Origin of the sequence: Azorhizophilus paspali, assembly GCF_043587585.2 — a bacterium.
GTDB classification, from domain to species: domain Bacteria; phylum Pseudomonadota; class Gammaproteobacteria; order Pseudomonadales; family Pseudomonadaceae; genus Azotobacter; species Azotobacter paspali.
This window is the reverse complement of sequence record NZ_CP171449.1, coordinates 406,690-427,916: the sequence shown is the minus strand read 5'-3', so window position 1 is coordinate 427,916 and position 21,227 is coordinate 406,690. Positions and strand designations below refer to the sequence as shown.

At 65.8% G+C, this 21,227-nt stretch carries 14 protein-coding genes; 6 read left to right on the top strand and 8 right to left on the bottom strand.

Features of this window, described 5'->3' with window-relative positions; genetic code table 11:
- Positions 1-33 precede the first annotated feature (33 nt).
- Together mscK and selO are read left to right on the top strand one after the other, a co-directional pair.
- Positions 34-3,387: a mechanosensitive channel MscK gene (mscK, locus tag ACGI6K_RS02165; protein WP_376944153.1), complete on the top strand. Its 3,354-nt coding sequence runs from the start codon at positions 34-36 to the stop codon at positions 3,385-3,387.
- Between the two features lie 55 nt (positions 3,388-3,442).
- Positions 3,443-4,906 carry a protein adenylyltransferase SelO gene (selO, locus tag ACGI6K_RS02160; RefSeq protein ID WP_376944155.1) on the top strand — a complete coding sequence of 488 codons (1,464 nt, stop codon included), beginning with the start codon at positions 3,443-3,445 and terminating at the stop codon, positions 4,904-4,906.
- A 46-nt stretch (positions 4,907-4,952) separates the two neighbouring features.
- Here the strand turns inward: selO and ACGI6K_RS02155 are convergent, their stop codons facing one another.
- Positions 4,953-5,279 (bottom strand): DnaJ family domain-containing protein, encoded by a 327-nt coding sequence (locus tag ACGI6K_RS02155; RefSeq protein WP_376944157.1) that lies wholly within the window; start codon positions 5,277-5,279, stop codon positions 4,953-4,955.
- Positions 5,280-5,470: 191 nt separating this feature from the next.
- Here ACGI6K_RS02155 and ACGI6K_RS02150 point away from each other — a divergent pair, with 191 nt between their 5' ends.
- The 3 genes from ACGI6K_RS02150 (at position 5,471) to ACGI6K_RS02140 (ending at position 7,933) form a co-directional block, all read left to right on the top strand.
- Complete coding sequence (locus tag ACGI6K_RS02150) at positions 5,471-6,448, top strand: sulfite exporter TauE/SafE family protein (RefSeq protein WP_376944159.1); 978 nt, start codon at positions 5,471-5,473, stop codon at positions 6,446-6,448.
- A 126-nt stretch (positions 6,449-6,574) separates the two neighbouring features.
- The gene (gene trxC, locus ACGI6K_RS02145) at positions 6,575-7,009 is read left to right on the top strand and encodes a thioredoxin TrxC (RefSeq protein ID WP_376944161.1); all 435 of its coding nucleotides are present in this window, start codon (positions 6,575-6,577) and stop codon (positions 7,007-7,009) included.
- 108 nt (positions 7,010-7,117) lie between these two features.
- Positions 7,118-7,933, top strand: a complete 816-nt coding sequence (locus ACGI6K_RS02140; RefSeq protein ID WP_376944163.1) for a universal stress protein — start codon at positions 7,118-7,120, stop codon at positions 7,931-7,933.
- Here the strand turns inward: ACGI6K_RS02140 and ACGI6K_RS02135 are convergent, their stop codons facing one another.
- Both ACGI6K_RS02135 and ACGI6K_RS02130 read right to left on the bottom strand, forming a co-directional pair.
- Entirely contained in the window at positions 7,934-8,704 is a 771-nt protein-coding gene (locus tag ACGI6K_RS02135; RefSeq protein ID WP_376944165.1) for a ParA family protein, read from the bottom strand.
- A 72-nt stretch (positions 8,705-8,776) separates the two neighbouring features.
- Positions 8,777-9,703 (bottom strand): LysR family transcriptional regulator, encoded by a 927-nt coding sequence (locus tag ACGI6K_RS02130; RefSeq protein WP_376944167.1) that lies wholly within the window; start codon positions 9,701-9,703, stop codon positions 8,777-8,779.
- 130 nt (positions 9,704-9,833) lie between these two features.
- Here ACGI6K_RS02130 and ACGI6K_RS02125 point away from each other — a divergent pair, with 130 nt between their 5' ends.
- Positions 9,834-11,075, top strand: coding sequence for an MFS transporter (locus tag ACGI6K_RS02125; protein WP_376944199.1), 1,242 nt, complete (start codon positions 9,834-9,836; stop codon positions 11,073-11,075).
- A gap of 52 nt (positions 11,076-11,127) precedes the next feature.
- Here ACGI6K_RS02125 and hemE read toward each other — a convergent pair whose 3' ends face one another.
- The 5 genes from hemE to aroB all read right to left on the bottom strand — a co-directional run bounded on the left by hemE (position 11,128) and on the right by aroB (position 21,178).
- On the bottom strand, positions 11,128-12,195 hold the full coding sequence (hemE, locus tag ACGI6K_RS02120; protein ID WP_376944169.1) for a uroporphyrinogen decarboxylase: 1,068 nt from the start codon (positions 12,193-12,195) through the stop codon (positions 11,128-11,130).
- Between the two features lie 101 nt (positions 12,196-12,296).
- On the bottom strand, positions 12,297-13,718 hold the full coding sequence (locus tag ACGI6K_RS02115; RefSeq protein ID WP_376944171.1) for an FAD-dependent oxidoreductase: 1,422 nt from the start codon (positions 13,716-13,718) through the stop codon (positions 12,297-12,299).
- A gap of 109 nt (positions 13,719-13,827) precedes the next feature.
- Positions 13,828-18,270 (bottom strand): glutamate synthase large subunit, encoded by a 4,443-nt coding sequence (gene gltB / locus ACGI6K_RS02110; RefSeq protein WP_376944173.1) that lies wholly within the window; start codon positions 18,268-18,270, stop codon positions 13,828-13,830.
- 198 nt (positions 18,271-18,468) lie between these two features.
- Positions 18,469-20,067, bottom strand: coding sequence for an SPOR domain-containing protein (locus tag ACGI6K_RS02105; RefSeq protein ID WP_376944175.1), 1,599 nt, complete (start codon positions 20,065-20,067; stop codon positions 18,469-18,471).
- 7 nt (positions 20,068-20,074) lie between these two features.
- Positions 20,075-21,178: a 3-dehydroquinate synthase gene (gene aroB / locus ACGI6K_RS02100; RefSeq protein ID WP_376944177.1), complete on the bottom strand. Its 1,104-nt coding sequence runs from the start codon at positions 21,176-21,178 to the stop codon at positions 20,075-20,077.
- Positions 21,179-21,227: the final 49 nt, after the last annotated feature.

Here is a 21,227-nt window from a genome sequence, read left to right as displayed (position 1 = left end):
TGGGGCCTTTTTCAGCCGAAAGACCCAAACGCCATGACTGTTTCGCGTTCCCTGTTCAGCGTTCTTCTTCTCGCGCTTTGCCTCTACATTCCCGCCCTTCAAGCCGCCGAACCGCCCAGCCGCAAGGCCGTGCAGTCCAGCCTGGACAACCTGGCCGGACGCAAGCTGCCGGAAGCCGAGCAAGCGGTCATCAAGCAGCAGCTCGAAGACACCCTGCTCCAGCTCGATCTCCTTCAGGAGAGCGGGAAGGCCATGGAGGAACTCAAGCGCCGCCTGGCCGACGCGCCCCAGCAGATCAAGTCCGCCCAGCGCGAGATGGAGAGCCTCAAGGAGGCCGCGCAGAAACCAGTGGCCCAGCCGAACGGCAACACTTCGCTGCCACGCCTGATGGACCAGTTGACCACCCGCAACAATCAGATGGCCGAATGGCAGCAGGCGCTGAACGAGGCCAACAGCCTGCTGGTCAGCTCGCAGACCCGCCCGGAGCGGGCACAGACGGAAATCGCCGCGAACCAGACCCGTATCCAGGAAATCAACACCCTCCTCAAAAGCGGCAAGCAGGGCGGCAAGCCGCTGAGCGCAGAAGGCCGCGGCCTGCTGGAGGCCGAACTGGCCGCTTTGGAAGCCAAGACTGCCTTGCGCCGCCAGGAACTGGCGGGCAATAGCCAACTCCTGGAGCTGGGCACCAGCCAGCGCGACCTGATGCAGGAACGCATCCAGCGCCTGGCCAAGGAAATCGCCGACCTGCAGGCAGCAATCAATGAAAAGCGCAAAGCGTTGTCCGAAGAGACCTTCGCCGAGCTTTCGCGCGATGCCAGCGCGGCCGGCTCCGACAGCCTGCTGGCCAAGGAGACCGCGGCCAACCTGAAGCTGTCCGATGCCCTGCTGCGCACCACTGACCGCCTCAACGAGCGCACCCGGCAGAACCTGGAAACCAAGCACACCCTGGACAGCCTCAGTCAGAACGAGCAGACCCTGGAGGAGCAGATCGAGGTCCTGCGCGGCAGCCTGCTGCTGGCCAAGATTCTCTTCCAGCAGAAGCTCGCCCTGCCCCAGGTGCGGATCGACAGCCGCCTCGCCGACGAAATCGCCGACATCCGCCTTTACCAGTTCGAACTCAGCCAGACGCGTGGCAAGATCACCGACCCCGAGGCCTACGTCGACGAGTTGCTGGCCAAACAGGTGGCCGAAGGGGAAGCGCCGGCCGACCCGGCGATGCGCAACGATTTGCTGGAGCTGGTGAGGAGCCGCGCCGAGCTGATCGAGCGGCTCGACCACGAACTCAACGCGCTGCTCAACGAGGAAATCACCCTGCAGTTGAACCAGAAGCAGTTGCTCGACACCGCCGAGAAAATGGGCGCCACCCTGGAAGAGCAACTGTTCTGGATTCCGAGCAACAAGCCGCTCGATGTGGACTGGCTGAAGGAGGCGCCGCACCGCCTTCAGGAGCAGGTCACCGGCACGTCCTGGACGACCATCCTCAAGGACCTGGGCTCCGGCCTGATCCAGCGCCCCTGGGTCTTCCTGCCGCTGCTGCTGCTGATCGGCGTGCTGCTCTGGCAGCGCGGGGCCATCACCCGCAAGCTCGACGCGCTGCACGCCGACATCGGCCACTACCGCCGCGACAGCCAGCGGCATACCCCACTGGCACTGCTCTTCAACCTGCTGTTGGCGCTGCCCGGCACCCTGTTCCTCGCTCTCTGCGGTTACACCTTGCAGATGGACGCGCGCGGCCAGAACCCTTACCTGGGCATCGCGCTGAACGACATGGCGCTGGCCTGGCTGATGCTTTACAGCACCTACAAGATCCTTGCTCCCGGCGGCGTGGCCGAACTGCATTTCGGCTGGGCCCGACTGCAGGTCGCCTTCCTGCGCAAGCAGATGCGTCGCTTCACCATCGTGGTGCTGGCCCTGGTCGGGGTGGTCGGCTTCGCTCGCAACCAGCCGGGTGCGCTGGACAACGACGTGCTCGGCATCCTCGTCCTGCTGTCCGGCTATTCGCTGATGGCCTGGCTGCTCGGCAAGCTCCTACTGCGCGGCCCGGCCAGCCAGAACGCTTCGCCGATCAACCTGCTGATCGGCTTGCTGTTCACCCTGCTGCCGGTCGGATTGATCCTCGGTCTGGTGCTCGGCTACTACTACACTGCCCTGCGGCTCAGCGACCGCCTGGTGCAGACCCTTTACGTGCTGCTGTTCTGGGCGCTGATCGAGGCCACCGTGGTGCGCGGCCTGTCGGTCGCGGCGCGCCGGCTGGCCTACCAACGCGCGCTGGCCAAGCGCCAAGCGGCCGCGGTGGAAGGCAGCGAGACCGGCGAGACGATGGAGGAGCCGGTGCTCGACATCGAGCAGGTCAACCAGCAGTCGCTGCGGTTGATCCGCCTGGCCCTATTAGGCCTGCTGCTGACTACCCTGTACTGGGTCTGGGCTGACCTGATCACGGTGGTCGATTACCTCGACAACATCGTGCTCTATGAATTCACCGGCGGCACCGGCGCCACCGCCGGCCTGGTGCCGATCAGCCTGCGCGACCTGCTCGCCGCCCTGCTGATCGGCGTAGTCACCGTGGTCCTAGCGCGCAACCTGCCAGGCCTGTTGGAAATGTTAGTGCTCTCGCGCCTGAAGCTGGCCCAGGGCAGCGCCTACGCCACCACCACCCTGCTTTCCTACACCATTTACGGCTTCGGCCTGGTTACCGCGCTGTCCATCCTCGGGGTCAGTTGGGACAAGCTGCAATGGCTGGTCGCCGCGCTCTCGGTGGGCATCGGCTTCGGCATGCAGGAGATCATCGCCAACTTCATTTCCGGCCTGATCATCCTCTTCGAGCGTCCGATACGTATTGGCGATACGGTGACGGTGGGCGGAATCAGCGGCTCGGTGAACCGCATCCATATCCGCGCCACCCATATCGTCGATTCCGACCGAAAAATGGTGGTGGTGCCGAACAAGACCTTCATCACCAGCCAACTCATTAACTGGACCCTGACCGATACCATCACCCGTCTGGTACTCAAGGTCGGCGTCGGCTACGGCTCGAACCTGAATCGGGTGCGCGAACTGCTCTACCAGGCGGCCAACGAGAACCCCAGGGTACTGCGCGAACCGCCGCCGCTGGTATTGTTCCAGACCTTCGGTGACAGCACCCTGGATCACGAGCTGATCATCTACGTGCGCGAACTGGGCGACCGTGGCCGCGCCACCGATGAGATCAACCGGCGCATCGACGAGTTGTTCCGCGAGAACCAGATCGACATCGCCTTCCGCCAGGTCGACGTGTTCGTCAAGAACGCCAAGGGCCAGAAGCAACTGCTCGAGAGCGGCGAGGTCCAAGCGGCCCTCGGCGCCGTCGCGGACAAGACGGTGCGGCCCGAGCCGGCGGGCAAGGCGTGACTCCGGCGGCGCGCGTGCTATGGTGAGCTAACCCAGGCAGCGCCGGAGGACAGTTGTGAAACGCCTGAGCGAACTCGCCTTCGACAACCGCTTCGCCCGCCTCGGCGATACCTTCTCCACCGCGGTGACGCCGCTTCCCATCGCGTCGCCGCGGCTGGTGGTGGCGAGTCCCGCGGCGCTGGCGCTGCTCGATCTCGAACCGGCCGTGGCCGACGACCCGCAACTTGTCGAATACTGCGCCGGACAATGCCCCTGGCCGGGCGCCGAACCACGCGCCATGGCCTATTCCGGTCACCAGTTCGGCTTCTACAACCCCCAACTCGGCGATGGCCGGGGCCTGCTGCTCGGCGAAGTGATCAACACGGCGGGCGAGCGCTGGGACCTGCACCTGAAGGGCGCCGGCAAGACCCCCTATTCGCGGATGGGTGACGGCCGCGCCGTGCTGCGCTCGTCGATCCGCGAATTTCTCGCCAGCGAGCATCTACACGCCCTCGGCATTCCCACTTCACGGGCGCTCTGCGTGACCGCCTCGGACACTCCGGTCTGGCGCGAAACCGAGGAGCGCGCCGCGACCCTGCTGCGCCTGGCCCCCAGCCATGTGCGTTTCGGCCATTTCGAGTTCTTCTACTACAGCCGCCAGCACGAGGCCCTACGCCAGTTGCTGGACTACGTCATCGGCGAATATTTCGCCGACTGCCTCGCCCAGCCCGATCCCTACCGGGCCTTCTTCGACCGGGTGCTGGAACGCACCGCGGCGCTGCTCGCCCACTGGCAGGCCTATGGCTTCTGCCACGGGGTGATGAACACCGACAACATGTCGATCCTCGGCATCACCTTCGATTTCGGGCCATACGCCTTCCTCGACGACTTCGATCCAGGCTTCGTCTGCAACCATTCCGACGACACCGGCCGCTACTCCTTCGACAATCAAGTGCCCATCGCCCACTGGAACCTTTCCGCGCTGGGCCAGGCGCTGACCCCCTTCGTCGACAAGGACGCCCTGCTGGGCAGCCTCAAGCGCTTTCTGCCGCTGTTTCACGGCGCCTGGCTGGAACTGATGCGCCGCCGCCTCGGCTTCACCACGGCGGAGGCGGACGACCGCGAGCGAATACAGCGCCTCCTGCAACTGATGCGGGGCAGCGCGGTGGACTACAGCCGCTTCTTCCGCGAACTGGGCGACCGCCCGGCGGCAACCGCCTTGCGACGCCTGCGCGAGGATTTCGTCGACCTGGCCGGCTTCGATGCCTGGGCCGGCGACCACCTGGCGCGCCTGGCCCGCGAGAACGAGGCGGACGAGACCGCACGACGCGCGCGCATGCACGCCGTCAACCCGAAGTACATCCTGCGCAACTACCTGGCCCAGCAGGCCATCGAAGCGGCGGAGCGGGGAGATTACAGCCCGGTCCGCGAACTGCACACGGTGCTTTCCCAGCCCTTCGACGAACAGCCCGGCATGGAGCGCTACGCCGAACGCCCGCCGGAATGGGGCAAGCATCTGGAGATCAGTTGCTCGTCCTGACCGGTGCCGTCACACCAACCCTCTCATCGGCATCGGTCACGGTCTCTCAGCCCTGCCCCAGTTTGCGCAGCGCCTCCAGGCGAAAGGCGATGTCCTGTTCCAAGTCGGCCAGTTGGCGCTGCAGGCGCAGTCGGCTGGGTTTATCGTCGGCCGCCGCCAAGCTGGCCTGCAGGCTGGCGCGCTGCTGGAACAGCTCCACCTCGGCAGGCGGTATCCCGGCGCTCTTCAGTACCTGGAAAGCCATGCGCAATCCGGGTGGGGTCTGCAGCCAAGCCTCGTCGATCTCCAGCGGCTTGCCCGCGCCGGCGCGCAATTGACCGGCGGCTATCGCCCGGGCTAGTTGGCGGCCGATTTCGTCATCCAGCGCTTTCATGACGCCTCCTGTCGATCGTGACGCGGGAACTCAGGATGCCGCACACCGGACACGGCAGGCAATCGCATGCTCTTAATCCAATAAAGCATATAAACCTTCTCAAACATTCTTAGACTCTCTAAAAAAAGCCGCTTATCTTTGCGGCGGCTTCACTTTTGCCTGTTCTACCACCCACTGTCAGGCGCGACTGCATGAAAATCCGCGATCTCGATCTCAGCCAGAACCCGCTCAATGCGGAGCATCAGGCGCTGGGATTGCCCCCCGTAGAAGACATCGTCTCCCACCCGGACAACCATCCCGTCCTGCGCGCCGCCATGTGGGCAGCCGTGCTGATCCTCGCAGGATTACTGCTATTGCTTTCCTGGCGCCTGTTCTTCGGCGACAACGGCGGCAGCACAGGACTGCAGATCATCGAGCGGACCCTGGCCAGCCAGGCCTTCTGGAATGCCGTCGCCGTCGGTTTCTTCGCGCAGATGATCGATGGCGCGTTGGGCATGGCCTACGGTGTCACGGCCACCACTTTCCTGCTCGGCGCCGGCGCCTCGCCGGCCGCGGCCAGTGCCAGCGTGCACATCGCCGAGGTGTTCACCACCGGGCTGTCCGGTATCGCCCACGTCAAGCTGGGCAACGTCGACAAGTCGCTGTTCCTGCGCCTGCTGCTGCCGGGAATCGTCGGCGCGGTACTCGGCGCCGTACTGATTACCCAGTTCGACGGCAAGGCACTCAAGCCCTTCATTTCCACGTACCTGCTACTGATGGGCCTGTACATCCTGGGCAAGGCGTATCGCCACGTGGCCCAGCGCAAGGAGCCAAGGCATGTGGCCAAGCTGGCCCTGTTCGGCGGATTCGTCGATGCCGCCGGCGGCGGCGGCTGGGGACCGGTGGTCACCAGCAGCCTGCTCGGCTCCGGTAGCGACCCGCGCACCACGATCGGCTCGGTTAATTTCGCCGAGTTCTTTCTGACCCTTTCCAGCGCCGCGTCGTTCATCCTGCTAGCCGGACAGCCGGATACCTGGAAGCTGGTCGCCGGCCTGGTGTTCGGCGGTCTGTTCGCCTCCCCGTTCGCCGCCCTGCTGTGCAAGAAACTGTCGGCCAGGACCCTGCTGACTATCGTCGGCTGCCTGATCACATTGATCAGCGCTTACAACATCTATACCGGACTGGCCTGAACCAAGGCCTCGAAGGCTCGTCGCCGAGCCCGCCGCGAGCGGCCGGCAAGGGCGAGCCGGCACGGACGCTTGATTTCCCTGCGCGCACCTCCAGATAGGAAACGGACAGCCCTCGTGGAGCCCGCCATGACCGACGCCCTGCTGATCCCCTGCCCGCACTGCCACAGCCTCAACCGCCTCCCCGCCGCGCGCCTGGGCGAGGCGCCGCGCTGCGGGCGCTGCAAGAGCCCCGTGCTGCCCGGCAAGCCCTTCGCCGTCGACGCCGCCGGTTTCGCCGCCCAGCTCAAGGGCGACCTGCCATTGCTGCTGGACGTCTGGGCCGACTGGTGCGGGCCGTGCAAGGCCTTCGCGCCGGTCTTCGACCAGGCCGCTCGGGAACTGGCCCAGCAGGTGCGTCTGGCCAAGCTGAACAGCGAGGCCGAAGCGCCGCTGGCCGGGCAGTTGGGCATCCGCTCGATTCCCACCCTGATCCTGTTCAGGGCCGGTCGCGAAGTGGCCCGCCAGAGCGGTGCCCTGCCGCTACCGCAACTGCTCGCCTGGTTGCGCCAGCAGGGTGTCTGAAGCGCAGCTGGCGCCACATCACGGCGACAGCGGGCTTGCCGCAGGTCAAGGCTACACCCCTGGCTTGCCGCCAGACTGAGGCTCTTTCGCGGAAGGAGGAAGAGCGCCATGGCCAAGCATATTCTGATCGCCCACGATCTCAGCCCGGAAGGCGATATCGCCTTGCATCGCGCCATTCAGCTCGCCGCCCAGTCGCAGGCACGCCTGACCCTGCTGCACGTGGCCGCCAACCAGCTCTCGCCGGCGCTGCTCGCCCGGCTGCGCAGCACCGAGGAGCAAACCCTGGCCAACCATCTGCAGGGCCGGCCGGCCCTCGACGTTCAACTGCGCCTGGAGGTGGGGCCCCATCCCGCCGAACTTATCCTGCAATACATCAGTCTCGGCAACTGCGACCTGCTGGTGCTCGGCAGCCATCACCGGCAGCCGGCGCAGGGCTTCGCCGGCAGCGTGCGGGAACGCGTCCTGCAAGCCAGCCCGGTTCCCGCGCTGATCGCCATCGATCCGGCCGATACGACCTACGAGCGCGCCCTCGCCGCCATCGACTTCTCCCCCTGTGCCAGCCGCGCCCTGCGCGCGGCCTGGCAACTGCTGCCGCCCGGCGCGCAGTTCAGGGCCCTGCACGTACAGGAGGTCGCCGCTATCCATGCCACCGACAATCTGGACGAGCAGGCTTTCCAGCAGTCGCTCTTCGAGCGCTTCATCGGTGCCGAATTCACTGCCCTACCGCCGCGCGTCGTGCAGTTCAGTTACGACTTCCAGAGCGGCGAGCGGCAGACCTGTCTGGACGCCGCGATCGCCAGCCAGCGCACGCAACTGCTCGCCCTCGGCAGGCACAGCCGCGATGACCTGAGCGAGCGGCTGCTCGGCAGCCTGACCCGCTACTACCTGGACAACCCGCCCTGCGATTTGCTGGTGATGCGTTAGTCAGTCGGCCGACTCCAGCAGGTCGTGCAGCGCGACGAACTGGCGAGTCAGCCTGTGCTTCGGCTCGAGATGGATCAGCGGCCTGCAGGCCTGGTGCGACTCGCGCATCTTCACCGAGCTGCCGAGGTACACCGGCAGCACCGGCAGCGACTCGGCGATCAGTTCGTCGAGCATGCGCTGCGGCAGCACGGCCTGGGGCAGGAACTGATTGACCACTATGCCCTCGACCCTCAGGTGCTCGTTGTGGTCCTCGCGCAGTTCGTCGATCTCGGCGAGCAGAGCATACAGCGCCTGGCGCGAGAAGCTGTCGCAGTCGAAAGGAATCAGCACACGATCGGCGGCGATCAGTGCGGAAACCGTATAGAAATTCAACGCCGGCGGCGTATCCAGGTAAATCCGCTCGTAATCCTCGCCCAGCTCGTCGAGCAGCCTGCGCAGCCGGGTGATTTTGTGCTTGGCCTCCAGCTTGTGCTGCAGGTCGGCCAGCTCGGCCGAGGCGGTGACCAGATCGAGGTTGGCGAAAGGCGTTTCGATCACCTTGACCTTCGGCCGCTTGCCCACTCCATCGGTGAGCACCTGCTTGAAGAAGTCGGCGATCCCCAGCGGGATGTCCTCGCCGCAGAAACCACTGAGATAGTGGGTGGAGTTGGCCTGGCTGTCGAGATCGACCAGCAGGGTGCGATAGCCCTCCGCCGCGCTCACCGCTGCCAGATTGCAAGCGATGCTCGACTTGCCGACCCCACCCTTCTGATTGAACACCACACGCCGCATGCCATCGCCTCCTTCCGCCGATCTACCGAAGATTCCGCAAGCATTTAACCCCATTTCCGCCGGCGCGTGCGCTTATCCCTTGGTAATCGCCTGCGGCGGCTGCGCCTCGCGCGCCTCCCGTTCGAGCAACTCGGCGAAGCGCCGCACCAGCGGCGAGCTCTCGTCGCGCCGACGCACCAGCCAAACCGCGGTGCTAGCGCCCGGATCGAGCAGGATGCGGTAGACCACACCATCAACGCGCATGCGACTGAACGAGGCCGGCAGCACGGTGACGCCCAGGCCGGTGGCGACCAGGCCGATCAGGGTCATAGCCTCGCTGGCCTCCTGCACGATACGCGGGATGAAGCCGGCGGCCCGGGCCAGACCGAGCAACTGGTCGTAGAGCCCGGTGCCAAAACTACGCGGAAAAAACACGAAGGGTTCTTCGCCCAGCTCCGCCAGATGCACGCCGTCGGCGCGGCCGCCGGCCAGCGGATGCCCGACCGGCAGGACCACCACCAGCGGCTCGGCGAACAGCTCCAGGGCTACCAGTTCCGCCGGCAGGGGAAATAGCGGGCGCAGCACCCCGACCTGCAGCCGTCTTTCGTGGATCGCCTCGGCGACTCCGCGGCTGCTCAGCTCGCGCAGGTCCAGATGCACCTCCGGGCAAGCCTGGCGGAAGGCGCGGATCGCCCGTGGAATGCTAGAGGTGAAGGACGCCGAGCAAGTGAAGCCGACCTTCAACTCGCCCAGTTCGCCACGCTGGGCGCGCCGGGCCACGGCGACCGCCTGCTCCAGTTGGGCCAGCACCTGACGCGCCTCGGGTAGGAACAGCCGGCCGACTTCGCTAAGCACGACTCGACGATTGGTGCGCTCGAACAGGCGCACGCCAAGTTCCTCTTCTAGCGCCTGGATCTGCTGGCTCAGCGGCGGCTGGGAAATCCCCAGTTGCTCGGCGGCGCGGCCGAAGTGCAACTCCTCGGCGACGGCGATGAAATAGCGCAGATGACGCAGTTCCATGACAGCCCCATTGATTCGCGGAACATATCAAACCAGTCGAATAATATATTGGAACCGAAGATATCGCCTCCCCTATGCTGGTTGGCATCCCATCGACCACCAGTCGATGAGCGCCCGTACCGAGGTCGAGATGAATAGCCTTGCCGCCCAACCCGCGCCCGCCAGCGCCGCAACCGCTCCCCGGATCGAAAAGGGCACGACGCAATTCCGCCGTACCTGCTGGGCGTTGTTCGCCGCCGGCTTCGCCAGCTTCGCCCTGCTCTACTGCGTGCAGCCGATGATGCCGGCATTCTCCACAGCCTTCGCCTTGAACGCGGCGCAGAGCAGCCTGGCGTTGTCGATCTCGACCATCGCCCTGGCCATAGGCCTGCTGATCACCGGTTCGCTGTCGGACGCCATTGGCCGCAAGCCGGTGATGGTCACTGCGCTGTGTGCGGCGGCGCTGCTCACCCTGCTCAGCTCGCTGGTACCCGGCTGGCATGCCTTTCTGCTGCTTCGTGCGCTGCTCGGCCTGGTCCTGAGCGGCCAGGTGGCGGTGGCGATGTCCTATCTCAGCGAAGAGGTAGATCCGCGCCATCTGGGCCTGGCCATGGGCCTGTACATCTCCGGCAACTCCCTGGGTGGCATGGGCGGTCGGCTGATCGGCGGCGTACTGCTGGACTTCTTCTCCTGGCAGACGGCGCTGGCCGCCCTCGGCCTTCTGGCGCTGCTCGCGGCATTGACGTTCTGGCGTCTGCTGCCGGATTCGCGGTACTTCCAGGCAACTCCACTGAGCTTCGCCAACCTGGCCCACGGCCTGCGCCTGCACTTTTCCGACCGAGGCTTGCCCTGGCTGTTCCTTGAAGCCTTCCTGCTGGTCGGCAGCTTCGCCGCCTTGTTCAACTACATGAGCTTCCGCCTGCTCGAACCGCCCTACGGACTGAGTATGAGCCTGGTCGGCCTGCTTTCGGTCGTCTACCTGTCGGGCACCTACAGTTCGACCCAGGCCGGCGCGCTGGCCGATCGCCTGGGTCGGCACCGGGTGTTCTGGCCGACGATCCTGCTGATGCTCGGCGGCGTTCTGCTAACCCTGTGCACGCCGCTGGGGCTAGTGCTCGCCGGCATGCTGCTGTTCGCCTTCGGTTTCTTCGCCGCCCACTCGCTGGCCAGCAGTTGGGTCGGCCGCCGCGCCCTGCAGGCCCGCGGCCAGGCTTCATCGCTGTACCTGTTCAGCTTCTACGCCGGCTCCAGCGTGGCCGGCACGGTGGGCGGCCTCTTCTGGCAGCACGGCGGCTGGACCGGCGTCAGCCTGTTCATCGCCGCCCTGCTCGGCCTCGCCCTGCTCGTGGCCCTGCGCCTGTCGTACCTGCCGCCGAAGCAGGCACTGGCCTGAATCTGCGAAACGCAAAAGCCCGATCGGGCTTTTGCATTGTGCGCGCGGACCTTCAGCAATGGTATTGCGCCGACAGTTCGTGCACCGCCTCGAAAAAGGCGCCGGCATGGGCCGGATCGACCTCGGGGGTGATGCCATGGCCGAGGTTGAATACATGCCCGGAGCCTGCGCCGTAGCGGGCGAGGATGCGCGCCACCTCGGCGCGGATCGCCGCCGGGTTGGCGTAGAGGACACTCGGGTCCATATTGCCCTGCAGAGCCACCTTGTCGCCGACCTGGGTACGGGCATCGCCGATATCGCAGGTCCAGTCCAGCCCCAAAGCTTCGGCGCCGCTCCCAGCCATGGCCTCCAGCCACAGGCCGCCGCCCTTGGTGAAAAGGATCACCGGCACGCGCCGGCCTTCGTGCTCACGGATCAGACCGTCGACGATCCTCTTCATGTAGGCCAGGGAAAACTCCTGATAGGCCGCCGACGACAGGCTGCCGCCCCAGGAGTCGAAGATCTGCACCGCCTGGGCGCCGGCCAGGATCTGCCCGTTGAGGTAGGCGGTGACCGCCCGGGCCAGCTTGTCGAGCAGGGCGTGCATGGCCTGCGGATTGTCGTAGAGCATCGCCTTGGACTTGCGGAAGTCCTTGCTGGAGCCGCCTTCGACCATGTAGGTGGCCAGGGTCCAGGGACTGCCGGAGAAGCCGATCAGTGGCACACGGCCGTTCAGCTCGCGACGAATGGTGCGTACTGCCGCCATCACGTAGCCCAGGTCCCGCTCGGGATCGGGCACCGGCAGGGCCTCGATGTCCGCCGGGCTGGAAACCACCTTGCGAAAGCGCGGCCCCTCCCCGCTCTCGAAATACAGACCCAGCCCCATGGCGTCGGGAACGGTCAGGATGTCGGAGAAGAGGATCGCCGCATCCAGTTGCGGATAGCGGTCCAGCGGCTGCAGGGTCACCTCGCAGGCCAGCTCGGGATTCATGCACAAACTCATGAAATCGCCCGCCTTCGCCCGGGTCGCCCGGTATTCCGGCAGGTAGCGGCCGGCCTGGCGCATCATCCACACTGGAGTGACGTCGACGGGTTGCTTGAGCAGGGCGCAAAGAAAGCGGTCGTTCTTCAGGACGGTCATGGCAGGGTTCCAGCGGGAGAATGCCGGACATTTTCGCAAAGCCCGACGCAAAAGGCACGGCGAGCGCCGTGCCTCCTGGCCGAGCGGGGCCTGCGGTCGTCTCAGAGGCCCAGATAGTCGAGGATGCCCTCGGCCGCCTGGCGGCCTTCATAGATCGCCGTGACCACCAGATCGGAGCCGCGCACCATGTCGCCGCCGGCGAAGACCTTCGGGTTGCTGGTCTGGTGCTTGAACGGGTTGTCGTGCAGCGGCGCGATCACCCGGCCCTGGCTGTCGGTCTTGATCTGCAGCGCCTCGAACCAGGGCGCCGGGCTCGGACGGAAGCCGAAGGCGATCACCACGGCATCGGCCGGGAGGATCTCCTCGGAACCGGGAATCGGCTCGGGACTGCGCCGGCCGCGGGCATCCGGCTCGCCGAGGCGGGTTTCCACCACCTTGACGCCTTCCACCCTGTCCTCGCCGACGATGGCGATAGGCTGGCGGTTGTAGAGGAACTTCACCCCCTCGTCCTTGGCGTTCTTCACTTCGCGGCGGGAGCCCGGCATATTCTCCTCATCGCGGCGGTAGGCGCACGTCACGCTCTTGGCGCCCTGGCGGATCGAGGTGCGGTTGCAGTCCATGGCGGTGTCGCCGCCGCCCAGCACCACCACCTTCTTGCCTTTCATGTCGATGAAGTCTTCCGGGGACTTCTCGAAGCCGAGGTTGCGGTTGACGTTGGCGATCAGAAAATCCAGCGCGTCGTACACGCCCGGCAGGTCCTCGCCGGGGAAACCGCCCTTCATGTAGGTATAGGTACCCATGCCGAGGAACACCGCGTCGAATTCGTCGAGCAGCTGCTGCATGGTCACGTCCTTGCCCACCTCGGTGTTCAGGCGGAACTCGACGCCCATGCCGGCGAACACCTCGCGGCGCCGGCTCATCACGCTCTTCTCCAGCTTGAACTCGGGAATGCCGAAGGTCAGCAGGCCACCGATTTCCGGGTTGCGATCGAACACCACCGGGGTCACGCCGTTACGCGCCAGGATATCGGCGCAACCGAGGCCGGCGGGACCGGCACCGACCACCGCGACGCGCTTGCCGGTCAGGGTGACCTTGGACATGTCGGGACGCCAGCCCATGGCGAAAGCAGTATCGGTGATGTACTTCTCCACCGAACCGATGGTCACCGCGCCGAAGCCGTCGTTCAGGGTGCAGGCGCCCTCGCAGAGACGGTCCTGCGGGCAAACCCGGCCGCAGACCTCCGGCAGGGTATTGGTCTGATGCGACAGCTCGGCAGCGGCCAGGATGTTGCCCTCGGACACCAGCTTCAGCCAATTCGGCACGAAGTTGTGCACCGGGCATTTCCACTCGCAGTAGGGGTTGCCGCAGCCAAGGCAGCGATGCGCCTGCTCCTGGGCCTGCTGCGGCTTGAACAGGTCGTAGATCTCGACGAATTCCTTCTTGCGCTGGCGCAGCAGCTTCTTCTTCGGATCCTTGCGCCCGACTTCGATGAACTGGAAATCGTTGTTCAGACGTTCAGTCATTTCAAAACCTCTATCTATACAGCAGCGGCGAGCCCCCGGCTGCGGCTGCAAGACACATCGGGATGGGCCGGAAGTCCCGCGCCCGGCGCGGGACCGCGGCCGAAGCTGCTTATTGCGGGTTGGCGCGGGTACTGGAAAGCAGCGACTGCAGGCTCGCCGCCTTCGGCTTGACCAGCCAGAACATGCGCAAGTAGTCGTCCAGGTTTTCCAGCAGGTGGGCGCCCCACTGGCTGCCGGTCTCGGCCACGTACTCGGCCAGCACCTGCTGCAGGTGGCTGCGATGGGCCTCCATGGACTCCCCGCTGATCCGCTGCATCTCCACCAGTTCGTGATTCACCCGGTCGACGAAGCCGTTGTCCAGATCGAGCACATAGGCGAAGCCGCCGGTCATGCCGGAACCGAAGTTGTAGCCGGTCCGGCCCAGCACGCAGACGAAGCCGCCGGTCATGTATTCGCAGCAGTGGTCGCCGGTGCCCTCCACCACGGCATGGGCGCCGGAGTTGCGCACGGCAAAGCGTTCACCGGCGGTGCCGGCGGCGAACAGCCGGCCGCCGGTGGCACCGTACAAGCAAGTGTTGCCGAGAATGGCCGAGTCCTGGGTCTTGAAGACGCTGCCCTGGGGCGGGACTATCACCAGCTTGCCGCCGGTCATGCCCTTGCCTACGTAGTCGTTGGCATCGCCTTCCAGGTAGAGGTTCAGGCCGCCGGCGTTCCATACGCCGAAGCTCTGCCCCGCAGTGCCCTTGAAGCGGAAGGTGATCGGCGCATCGACCATGCCCTGGTTGCCGTGAACCTTGGCGATCTCGCCGGAAATTCGGGCTCCGATGGAGCGGTCGCAGTTGCAGATGTCCAGCGCGAACTCGCCGCCGCTCTTGGCCTTGATCGCCGGCCGGGCCATCTCGACCATCTTCTCGGCCAGCAGGCCCGGATCGAACGGCGGGTTCTTCTCCACCTCGCAGAACTGCGGCTTGTCGTCCGGGATATGGGCGCTGCCGAGCAGCGGACTCAGGTCCAGGTGAGCCTGCTTGGCGGTCTCGCCCGGCAGCAGTTCGAGCAGGTCGGTGCGGCCGATCAGTTCGCCGAGGCTGCGCACGCCCAGCCTGGCCAGCCATTCGCGGGTTTCCTGAGCGACGTAGGTGAAGAAGTTGGTCACCATATTCACGGTACCGATGAAGTGTTCCTTGCGCAGCTTGTCGTTCTGGGTGGCCACGCCGGTGGCGCAGTTGTTCAGATGGCAGATGCGCAGGTACTTGCAGCCCAGGGCGATCATCGGCGCGGTGCCGAAGCCGAAGCTTTCGGCGCCGAGGATGGCCGCCTTAATTACGTCGAGGCCGGTCTTCAGGCCGCCGTCGGTCTGTACCCGCACCTTGCCACGCAGGTCGTTGCCGCGCAGGGTCTGGTGCGCTTCGGCCAGGCCCAGTTCCCAGGGACTGCCGGCGTAGCGGATGGAGGTCAGCGGCGATGCGCCAGTGCCGCCGTCGTAGCCGGAGATGGTGATCAGATCAGCATAGGCCTTGGCCACGCCGGCGGCGATGGTGCCGACGCCCGGCTCGGCCACCAGTTTCACCGAAACCAGTGCCTGCGGGTTGACCTGCTTGAGGTCGTAGATCAGTTGCGCTAGATCCTCGATGGAATAGATATCGTGGTGCGGCGGCGGCGAGATCAGAGTCACACCGGGTACCGCGTAGCGCAGACGGGCGATCAGGCCGTTGACCTTGCCGCCCGGCAACTGGCCGCCCTCGCCAGGCTTGGCGCCCTGTGCCACCTTGATCTGCAGCACTTCGGCGTTGACCAGGTACTCGGGCGTGACCCCGAAGCGCCCGGTGGCCACCTGCTTGATCTTCGAACTCCTGATGGTGCCGTAGCGCGCCGGGTCCTCACCGCCCTCGCCGGAGTTGGAGCGCGCGCCCAGGCTGTTCATCGCCTCGGCCAGGGACTCGTGGGCCTCCGGCGACAGGGCGCCGAGGGAGATGCCAGCGGAGTCGAAGCGCTTGAGAATCGCCCCCAGCGGCTCGACCTCGTCCAATGCTAGCGGCTCGGCGACCTCCTTGACCTTGAGCAAGTCGCGCAGCATCGACACCGGCCGCTGGTCGACCAGGGCGCTGTACTCCTTGAACTTGGCGTAGTCGCCCTGCTGCACGGCGGCCTGCAGAGTACTCACCACATCCGGGTTGTAGGCGTGGTATTCGCCGCCAAAGACGAACTTCAACAAGCCGCCCTGCTGGATCGGCTTGCGCTTGCTCCAGGCCTCGGCGGCCAGCAGCTTCTGCTCGGCCTCCAGGTCGACGAAGCGCGCGCCCTTGATACGCGAGGCGACGCCACGGAAGCTCAGCTCCACCACCTCGTCGGCCAGGCCGACCGCTTCGAACAATTGGGCGCCACGATAGGAAGCCACGGTGGAAATGCCCATCTTCGAGAGGATCTTCAGAAGGCCCTTGGAGATGCCCTTGCGGTAGTACTTGAACACATCGTCCATGTCGCCCAGTACTTCGCCGGTCCGAATCAAGTCGGCCAGCACCTCGTAGACGAGGAAGGGGTAGACCGCGGTGGCGCCGAAGCCCAGCAGCACGGCGAAGTGATGGGGATCGCGGGCGGTGGCGCTCTCCACCAGGATGTTGCAGTCGCAGCGCAGGCCCTTCTCGACCAGGCGGTGGTGCACCGCGCCGACGGCCAGGGAAGCGTGCGCCGGCAGCTTGCCGGGGACGATATGGCGGTCGGACAGCACCAGAATCACCTTGCCGCCGCGCACAGCCTCTTCAGCCTGGTCGGCGATGTTGCGCACCGCAGCTTCAAGGCCTAGCGACTCGTCGTAGTTGAGGTCGATGAAATGCCGTTCGAAGCCCTCGCGCTCGAGGTTCATGAGGCTGCGCCACTTGGCCGGGGAGATCACCGGCGTGGTCAGGATCGCCCGGTTGGCGTGCTCGGCGGTTTCCTCGAACACGTTGCGCTCGGCGCCCAAGCAGGTTTCCAGGGACATGACAATGGACTCGCGCAGCGGGTCGATCGGCGGGTTGGTGACCTGGGCGAACTGCTGGCGGAAATAGTCGTAGGGCGAACGCACGCGCTTGGACAGTACGGCCATGGGGGTGTCGTCGCCCATCGAGCCGACCGCTTCCTGGCCCTGCTCGGCGAGCGGACGCAATACCTGGTCACGCTCCTCGAAGGTGACCTGGAACATCTTCATGTACTGCTTGAGCTGCTCGGCGTCATAGGCCGAAGTGCCTTCGCTCTCGTCCAGGTTGGCCTGGATGCGCAGGGCATTCTGGCGCAGCCATTTCTTGTAGGGATGGCGCGACTTCAGGCGGCTGTCGATGTCGTCGGTGTGCAGAACCTCGCCGGTTTCAGTATCCACGGCGAGGATCTGTCCCGGGCCGACCCGCCCCTTGGCGATGACGTCTTCCGGTGCGTAGTTCCACACACCGATTTCCGAGGCCAGGGTGATGTAGCCATTCCCGGTGGTCACCCAGCGCGCTGGGCGCAGGCCGTTGCGGTCGAGCAGACAGACGGCGTAGCGGCCGTCGGTCAGCACCACGCCGGCCGGACCGTCCCAGGGCTCCATGTGCATGGAGTTGTACTCGTAGAAGGCGCGCAGGTCGGCGTCCATGGTCTCGACGTTCTGCCAGGCCGGCGGAATGATCATGCGCAGGCCGCGAAACAGGTCCATGCCGCCGGTGACCAGCAGTTCGAGCATGTTGTCCATGCTCGAGGAGTCGGAGCCGGTCCGGTTGACCAGCGGTGCCAGGCTTTCCAGATCGGGCAGCAGTTCATTGGCGAACTTCAGGCGGCGCGCCTGGGCCCAATTGCGGTTGCCGGTGATGGTATTGATCTCGCCGTTGTGGGCGAGGAAGCGGAACGGCTGGGCCAGCGGCCATCTCGGCAGGGTGTTGGTGGAGAAGCGCTGGTGGAACACGCAAATCGCCGTGGCTAGGCGCTCGTCGCCGAGGTCCGGGTAGAAGCGCGCCAGATCGGCGGGCATCATCAGGCCCTTGTAGATGATGTCCTTGTGCGACAGGCTGCAGACGTAGAAGTCCTGATCCGCCAGCGCCACCTCGGCGCGCCGCCGGGCGAAGAACAGCTTGATGGCGAAGTCCTGGTCGGAAAGGCCCTCGCCGACGACGAACACCTGCTCGATGCGCGGCAGGCGCTCGAGGGCCAGCGGACCGAGTACGGAGGTGTCCACCGGCACTTCGCGCCAGCCCACCAGGCCCAGTCCCTGCGCGGCGATTTCCTTGCTCAGGCGCGCACGCGCGATCTCGGCCCCGGCGGCGTCCTGGCTGAGAAAGACCATGCCGACCGCGTACTGCCCAGGCAGTTCCGTGCCGAAATGCTCCTTGGCCTTGGCACGCAGGAAGGCATCCGGCTTCTGCATCAGCAGGCCGCAACCGTCGCCAGTCTTGCCGTCGGCATTGATGCCGCCGCGGTGGGTCATGCAGGTCAGCGCTTCAATGGCGGTTTGCAGCAGGTGATGACTCGCCTCGCCGCGCATATGGGCAATCAGACCGAAGCCGCAGTTATCCTTGAATTCTTCAGGATGGTACAGACCTGCTTTCATAGACACTCTCACCGGGCAGATTCTTTGCTTTCAAAACGTGCTCGCCTGCGCGACCGGGACCATCCTCGACGTCGGACAGGCAAAAGGGCGACTATTGTCGCATACCCCACCCACTCACTACAAACGCCCAGGTCGTTTTCTCGTAGCAGGGTGTCGCGATCTTGAAAGATAAATCGAATCCGTCGTGTTAGAGCGATATCAGCGCACGCCGGCCTCCTGCTGAATGCTGGCAAAGGTACGCGGCCAGGGCTTGCTGGCCTGCACCGATGCCGGAAGGGTCCTGACCGCCGCCTGCGCTTCGGCGCGGCTGGCGAAGCTGCCGTAGGTGACCACGAACAGCGGCTTCCCCTGATACAATTTCCGGAAATAACGGTAGCCCGCCCCCTGGGCACGCACGAAGGCCTGGGCGCCGCTTTCCGAGCGCGTGCCCAGTACCTGCAGGGCATAGCGCGTAGCCGCCTGGGAGCGATACCAGTCGCTTCCGGCCGACGCGGCGGACGACGCGGCAACCGCCGGCTGTGAGACGGGAGCCGCCGGGGCCGACTTCGTGGCGACCGGCGCAGTGGGGGCGGACGGAGCCTGCGCGGGCGGCGCGGCCGGCTTCGCGACGGCTGGAGCTGGGGCTGGGGCTTGAGAGGCGGGCTGAGTCGTCGGCTGCACCGCCGTCGGCGCCCTGACCTCGGGCTTCGGCGCAGGTACCGACGGCACGACGGGCGCCTGCACGGTCGGCGCAAGTGCGGAACTGGCAGTGGCGGCCACGACCGCCGCCGGACCGGCGATCCCGATATCCTCGGCATCAACCTCGCCCGCGGCCTGGGCCAGAGGCTCGCGCAGCACCGGCTGGGCGCCGCCCGCTACGGACGACGCGGGCGCGGCGCCAGTCGGCTCGGGCCGGGTGCTCGGTGCCTCCGCCTGCGGTTGCTGCGCTACAGGCTCCTCGTCTCCCGTTCCGCCGCGCATGAACCAGCCCACCGCCACGGCCAGGACGACCCCGGCCAGAGCGAGCAGGTGCTTCTTCGGCAGCATCGCGCCCGGCGCGCGCTCATCCTCTTCCTCGTGTCCGGCCAGCATTTCCTCGTGCAGCAGTTCGCGAGCGAGCCGGTTGATCTCTCCCGGCCAGCCGCCGGCCCCACGGTGAATCGCCTCGATCTGTTCGTCGCTGAACAGGTCGATGTCGCCTCCCGCACCCTCCAGGCGCTGCGCCAGGTATTCGCGCGTGTCATCCAATGTGTAGGGATTCAGCCGCAGCACATGGAAGCGCTCCTCGCCGTCGGCCAGGGCCTGCAAGCGCACCACCAGTTCCGGCTCGCCGAACAGGAACACATGCGGCCGCCCTATATCGGTTCCCGCCGCCAGAGCCAGCAGCGCATCGAGGGCGGCCGTTTCCAGAAGCTCCGCATCGTCTACCAGCAGGTAGAGGCTGTGGCCCGCAGAGACCAGCCGCTCCACTTGATCCAGGATCGCTCGCTCGTCCGCACGATCCAGACCCAGGCCGAGGGCGACCTGTCGCAACAGGCCGTCGACATGTGTCGAGGCCCGCGCGGAAACCACGACGCACTGCACCGTCTGTTTGTTGCTGCTGGCCACCAGCGCCTGCCGGAGAAGTGTCTTGCCGCTGCCCGATGGCCCGCTGACCACCAACAGCAGGCGGCTGTAACGGGCGAGGTGGTGCAACTGGCCGAGCACCTGTTTGCGCTGCGCAGGGAAGAACTTGAAGTTCGGCGTTCGCGGCGCGAAGGGGTCGTGGCTGAGTTGGTAGTAGATCAGGAGGGCATCGTCTGCATGCAAACTAGTCATGGCTTTCTCAGTGACTGATCTGTTCCATCAGAGTCCGGTAATCGGTATCCAGGGTGGCCTGCAGGGCCTCGTGCGGGAAGTCTCCAGTCACTACCGCCTCGCCCAGGCGCCTGAGCAGCACCAGCCGCAGACGGCCGCCCAGAACCTTCTTGTCGACGGCCATGTGCCCGAGGAAGTCGTCCGCCGACATCTGCGCCGGCGGCACCACGGGCAGTCCCGCGTGCTGCAGCAGGCGGATGCCGCGATCGCGCTCGGCCTCGCCGAGCCAGCCGAGGCGCCGGGACATCTCCAGGGCCATGACGGACCCCGCGGCCACCGCCTCGCCGTGCAGCCATGCACCATAGCCCATGTGGGTTTCGATGGCATGACCGAAGGTGTGCCCCAGGTTCAGGGTGGCGCGCACGCCCGACTCACGTTCGTCGACACCGACCACCCGCGCCTTGGCCGCGCAGGAGCGGGCGATGGCCTCGGTCAGGGCCGCCGCATCCAGAGCGCGAAGCGCCGCCATGTGGGTTTCCAGCCAGCCGAGGAAGGACTCGTCGCAGATCAGGCCGTACTTGATCACCTCGGCTAGGCCGGCGGATAGTTCCCGCTCGGGCAGGGTCGCCAGCGTAGCGGTATCGATCACCACGGCCTTCGGCTGATAGAAGGCGCCGATCATGTTCTTGCCCAGCGGGTGATTGATGCCGGTCTTGCCGCCGACCGAGGAGTCCACCTGGGACAGCAAGGTGGTCGGAATCTGGATGAAGTCGACCCCGCGCTGGTAGCAGGCGGCAGCGAACCCCGCCATGTCGCCGACGACGCCCCCGCCGAGGGCGATGAGGGTGGTGCGCCGGTCGTGCCGGGCCTCGAGCAGACCGTCGAAAACCTTCTGCAAGGTTTCCCAGTGCTTGAAGACCTCGCCGTCCGGCAGCACGATGGGCGTCAGCTCATGGCCAGCCAGGGTTTGGGACAACCGCTTCAGATAGAGCGGCGCGACGGTCTCGTTGGTGACCACCGCCACTTGGCGACCGGCCAGATGCGGAACTATGCATTCCGCCCGATCCAGCAGGCCGGCTCCAATATAGATGGGATAGCTACGCTCGCCGAGATCAACTTGTAACGTCTGCATAAAATCCCCCGCTTTGGAAAGATCGCTAGGATAACGCAGTTGCCTGCGG

Bases quoted from the DNA above. Each gene is read 5' to 3' on its own strand.
- mscK (WP_376944153.1), top strand. From the start codon at position 34: ATGACTGTTTCGCGTTCCCTGTTCAGCGTTCTTCTTCTCGCGCTTTGC.
- ACGI6K_RS02155 (WP_376944157.1), bottom strand. From the start codon at position 5,279: ATGAAAGCGCTGGATGACGAAATCGGCCGCCAACTAGCCCGGGCGATA.
- ACGI6K_RS02150 (WP_376944159.1), top strand. From the start codon at position 5,471: ATGAAAATCCGCGATCTCGATCTCAGCCAGAACCCGCTCAATGCGGAG.
- trxC (WP_376944161.1), top strand. From the start codon at position 6,575: ATGACCGACGCCCTGCTGATCCCCTGCCCGCACTGCCACAGCCTCAAC.
- ACGI6K_RS02140 (WP_376944163.1), top strand. From the start codon at position 7,118: ATGGCCAAGCATATTCTGATCGCCCACGATCTCAGCCCGGAAGGCGAT.
- ACGI6K_RS02135 (WP_376944165.1), bottom strand. From the start codon at position 8,704: ATGCGGCGTGTGGTGTTCAATCAGAAGGGTGGGGTCGGCAAGTCGAGC.
- ACGI6K_RS02130 (WP_376944167.1), bottom strand. From the start codon at position 9,703: ATGGAACTGCGTCATCTGCGCTATTTCATCGCCGTCGCCGAGGAGTTG.
- ACGI6K_RS02125 (WP_376944199.1), top strand. From the start codon at position 9,834: ATGAATAGCCTTGCCGCCCAACCCGCGCCCGCCAGCGCCGCAACCGCT.
- hemE (WP_376944169.1), bottom strand. From the start codon at position 12,195: ATGACCGTCCTGAAGAACGACCGCTTTCTTTGCGCCCTGCTCAAGCAA.
- ACGI6K_RS02115 (WP_376944171.1), bottom strand. From the start codon at position 13,718: ATGACTGAACGTCTGAACAACGATTTCCAGTTCATCGAAGTCGGGCGC.
- gltB (WP_376944173.1), bottom strand. From the start codon at position 18,270: ATGAAAGCAGGTCTGTACCATCCTGAAGAATTCAAGGATAACTGCGGC.
- ACGI6K_RS02105 (WP_376944175.1), bottom strand. From the start codon at position 20,067: ATGACTAGTTTGCATGCAGACGATGCCCTCCTGATCTACTACCAACTC.
- aroB (WP_376944177.1), bottom strand. From the start codon at position 21,178: ATGCAGACGTTACAAGTTGATCTCGGCGAGCGTAGCTATCCCATCTAT.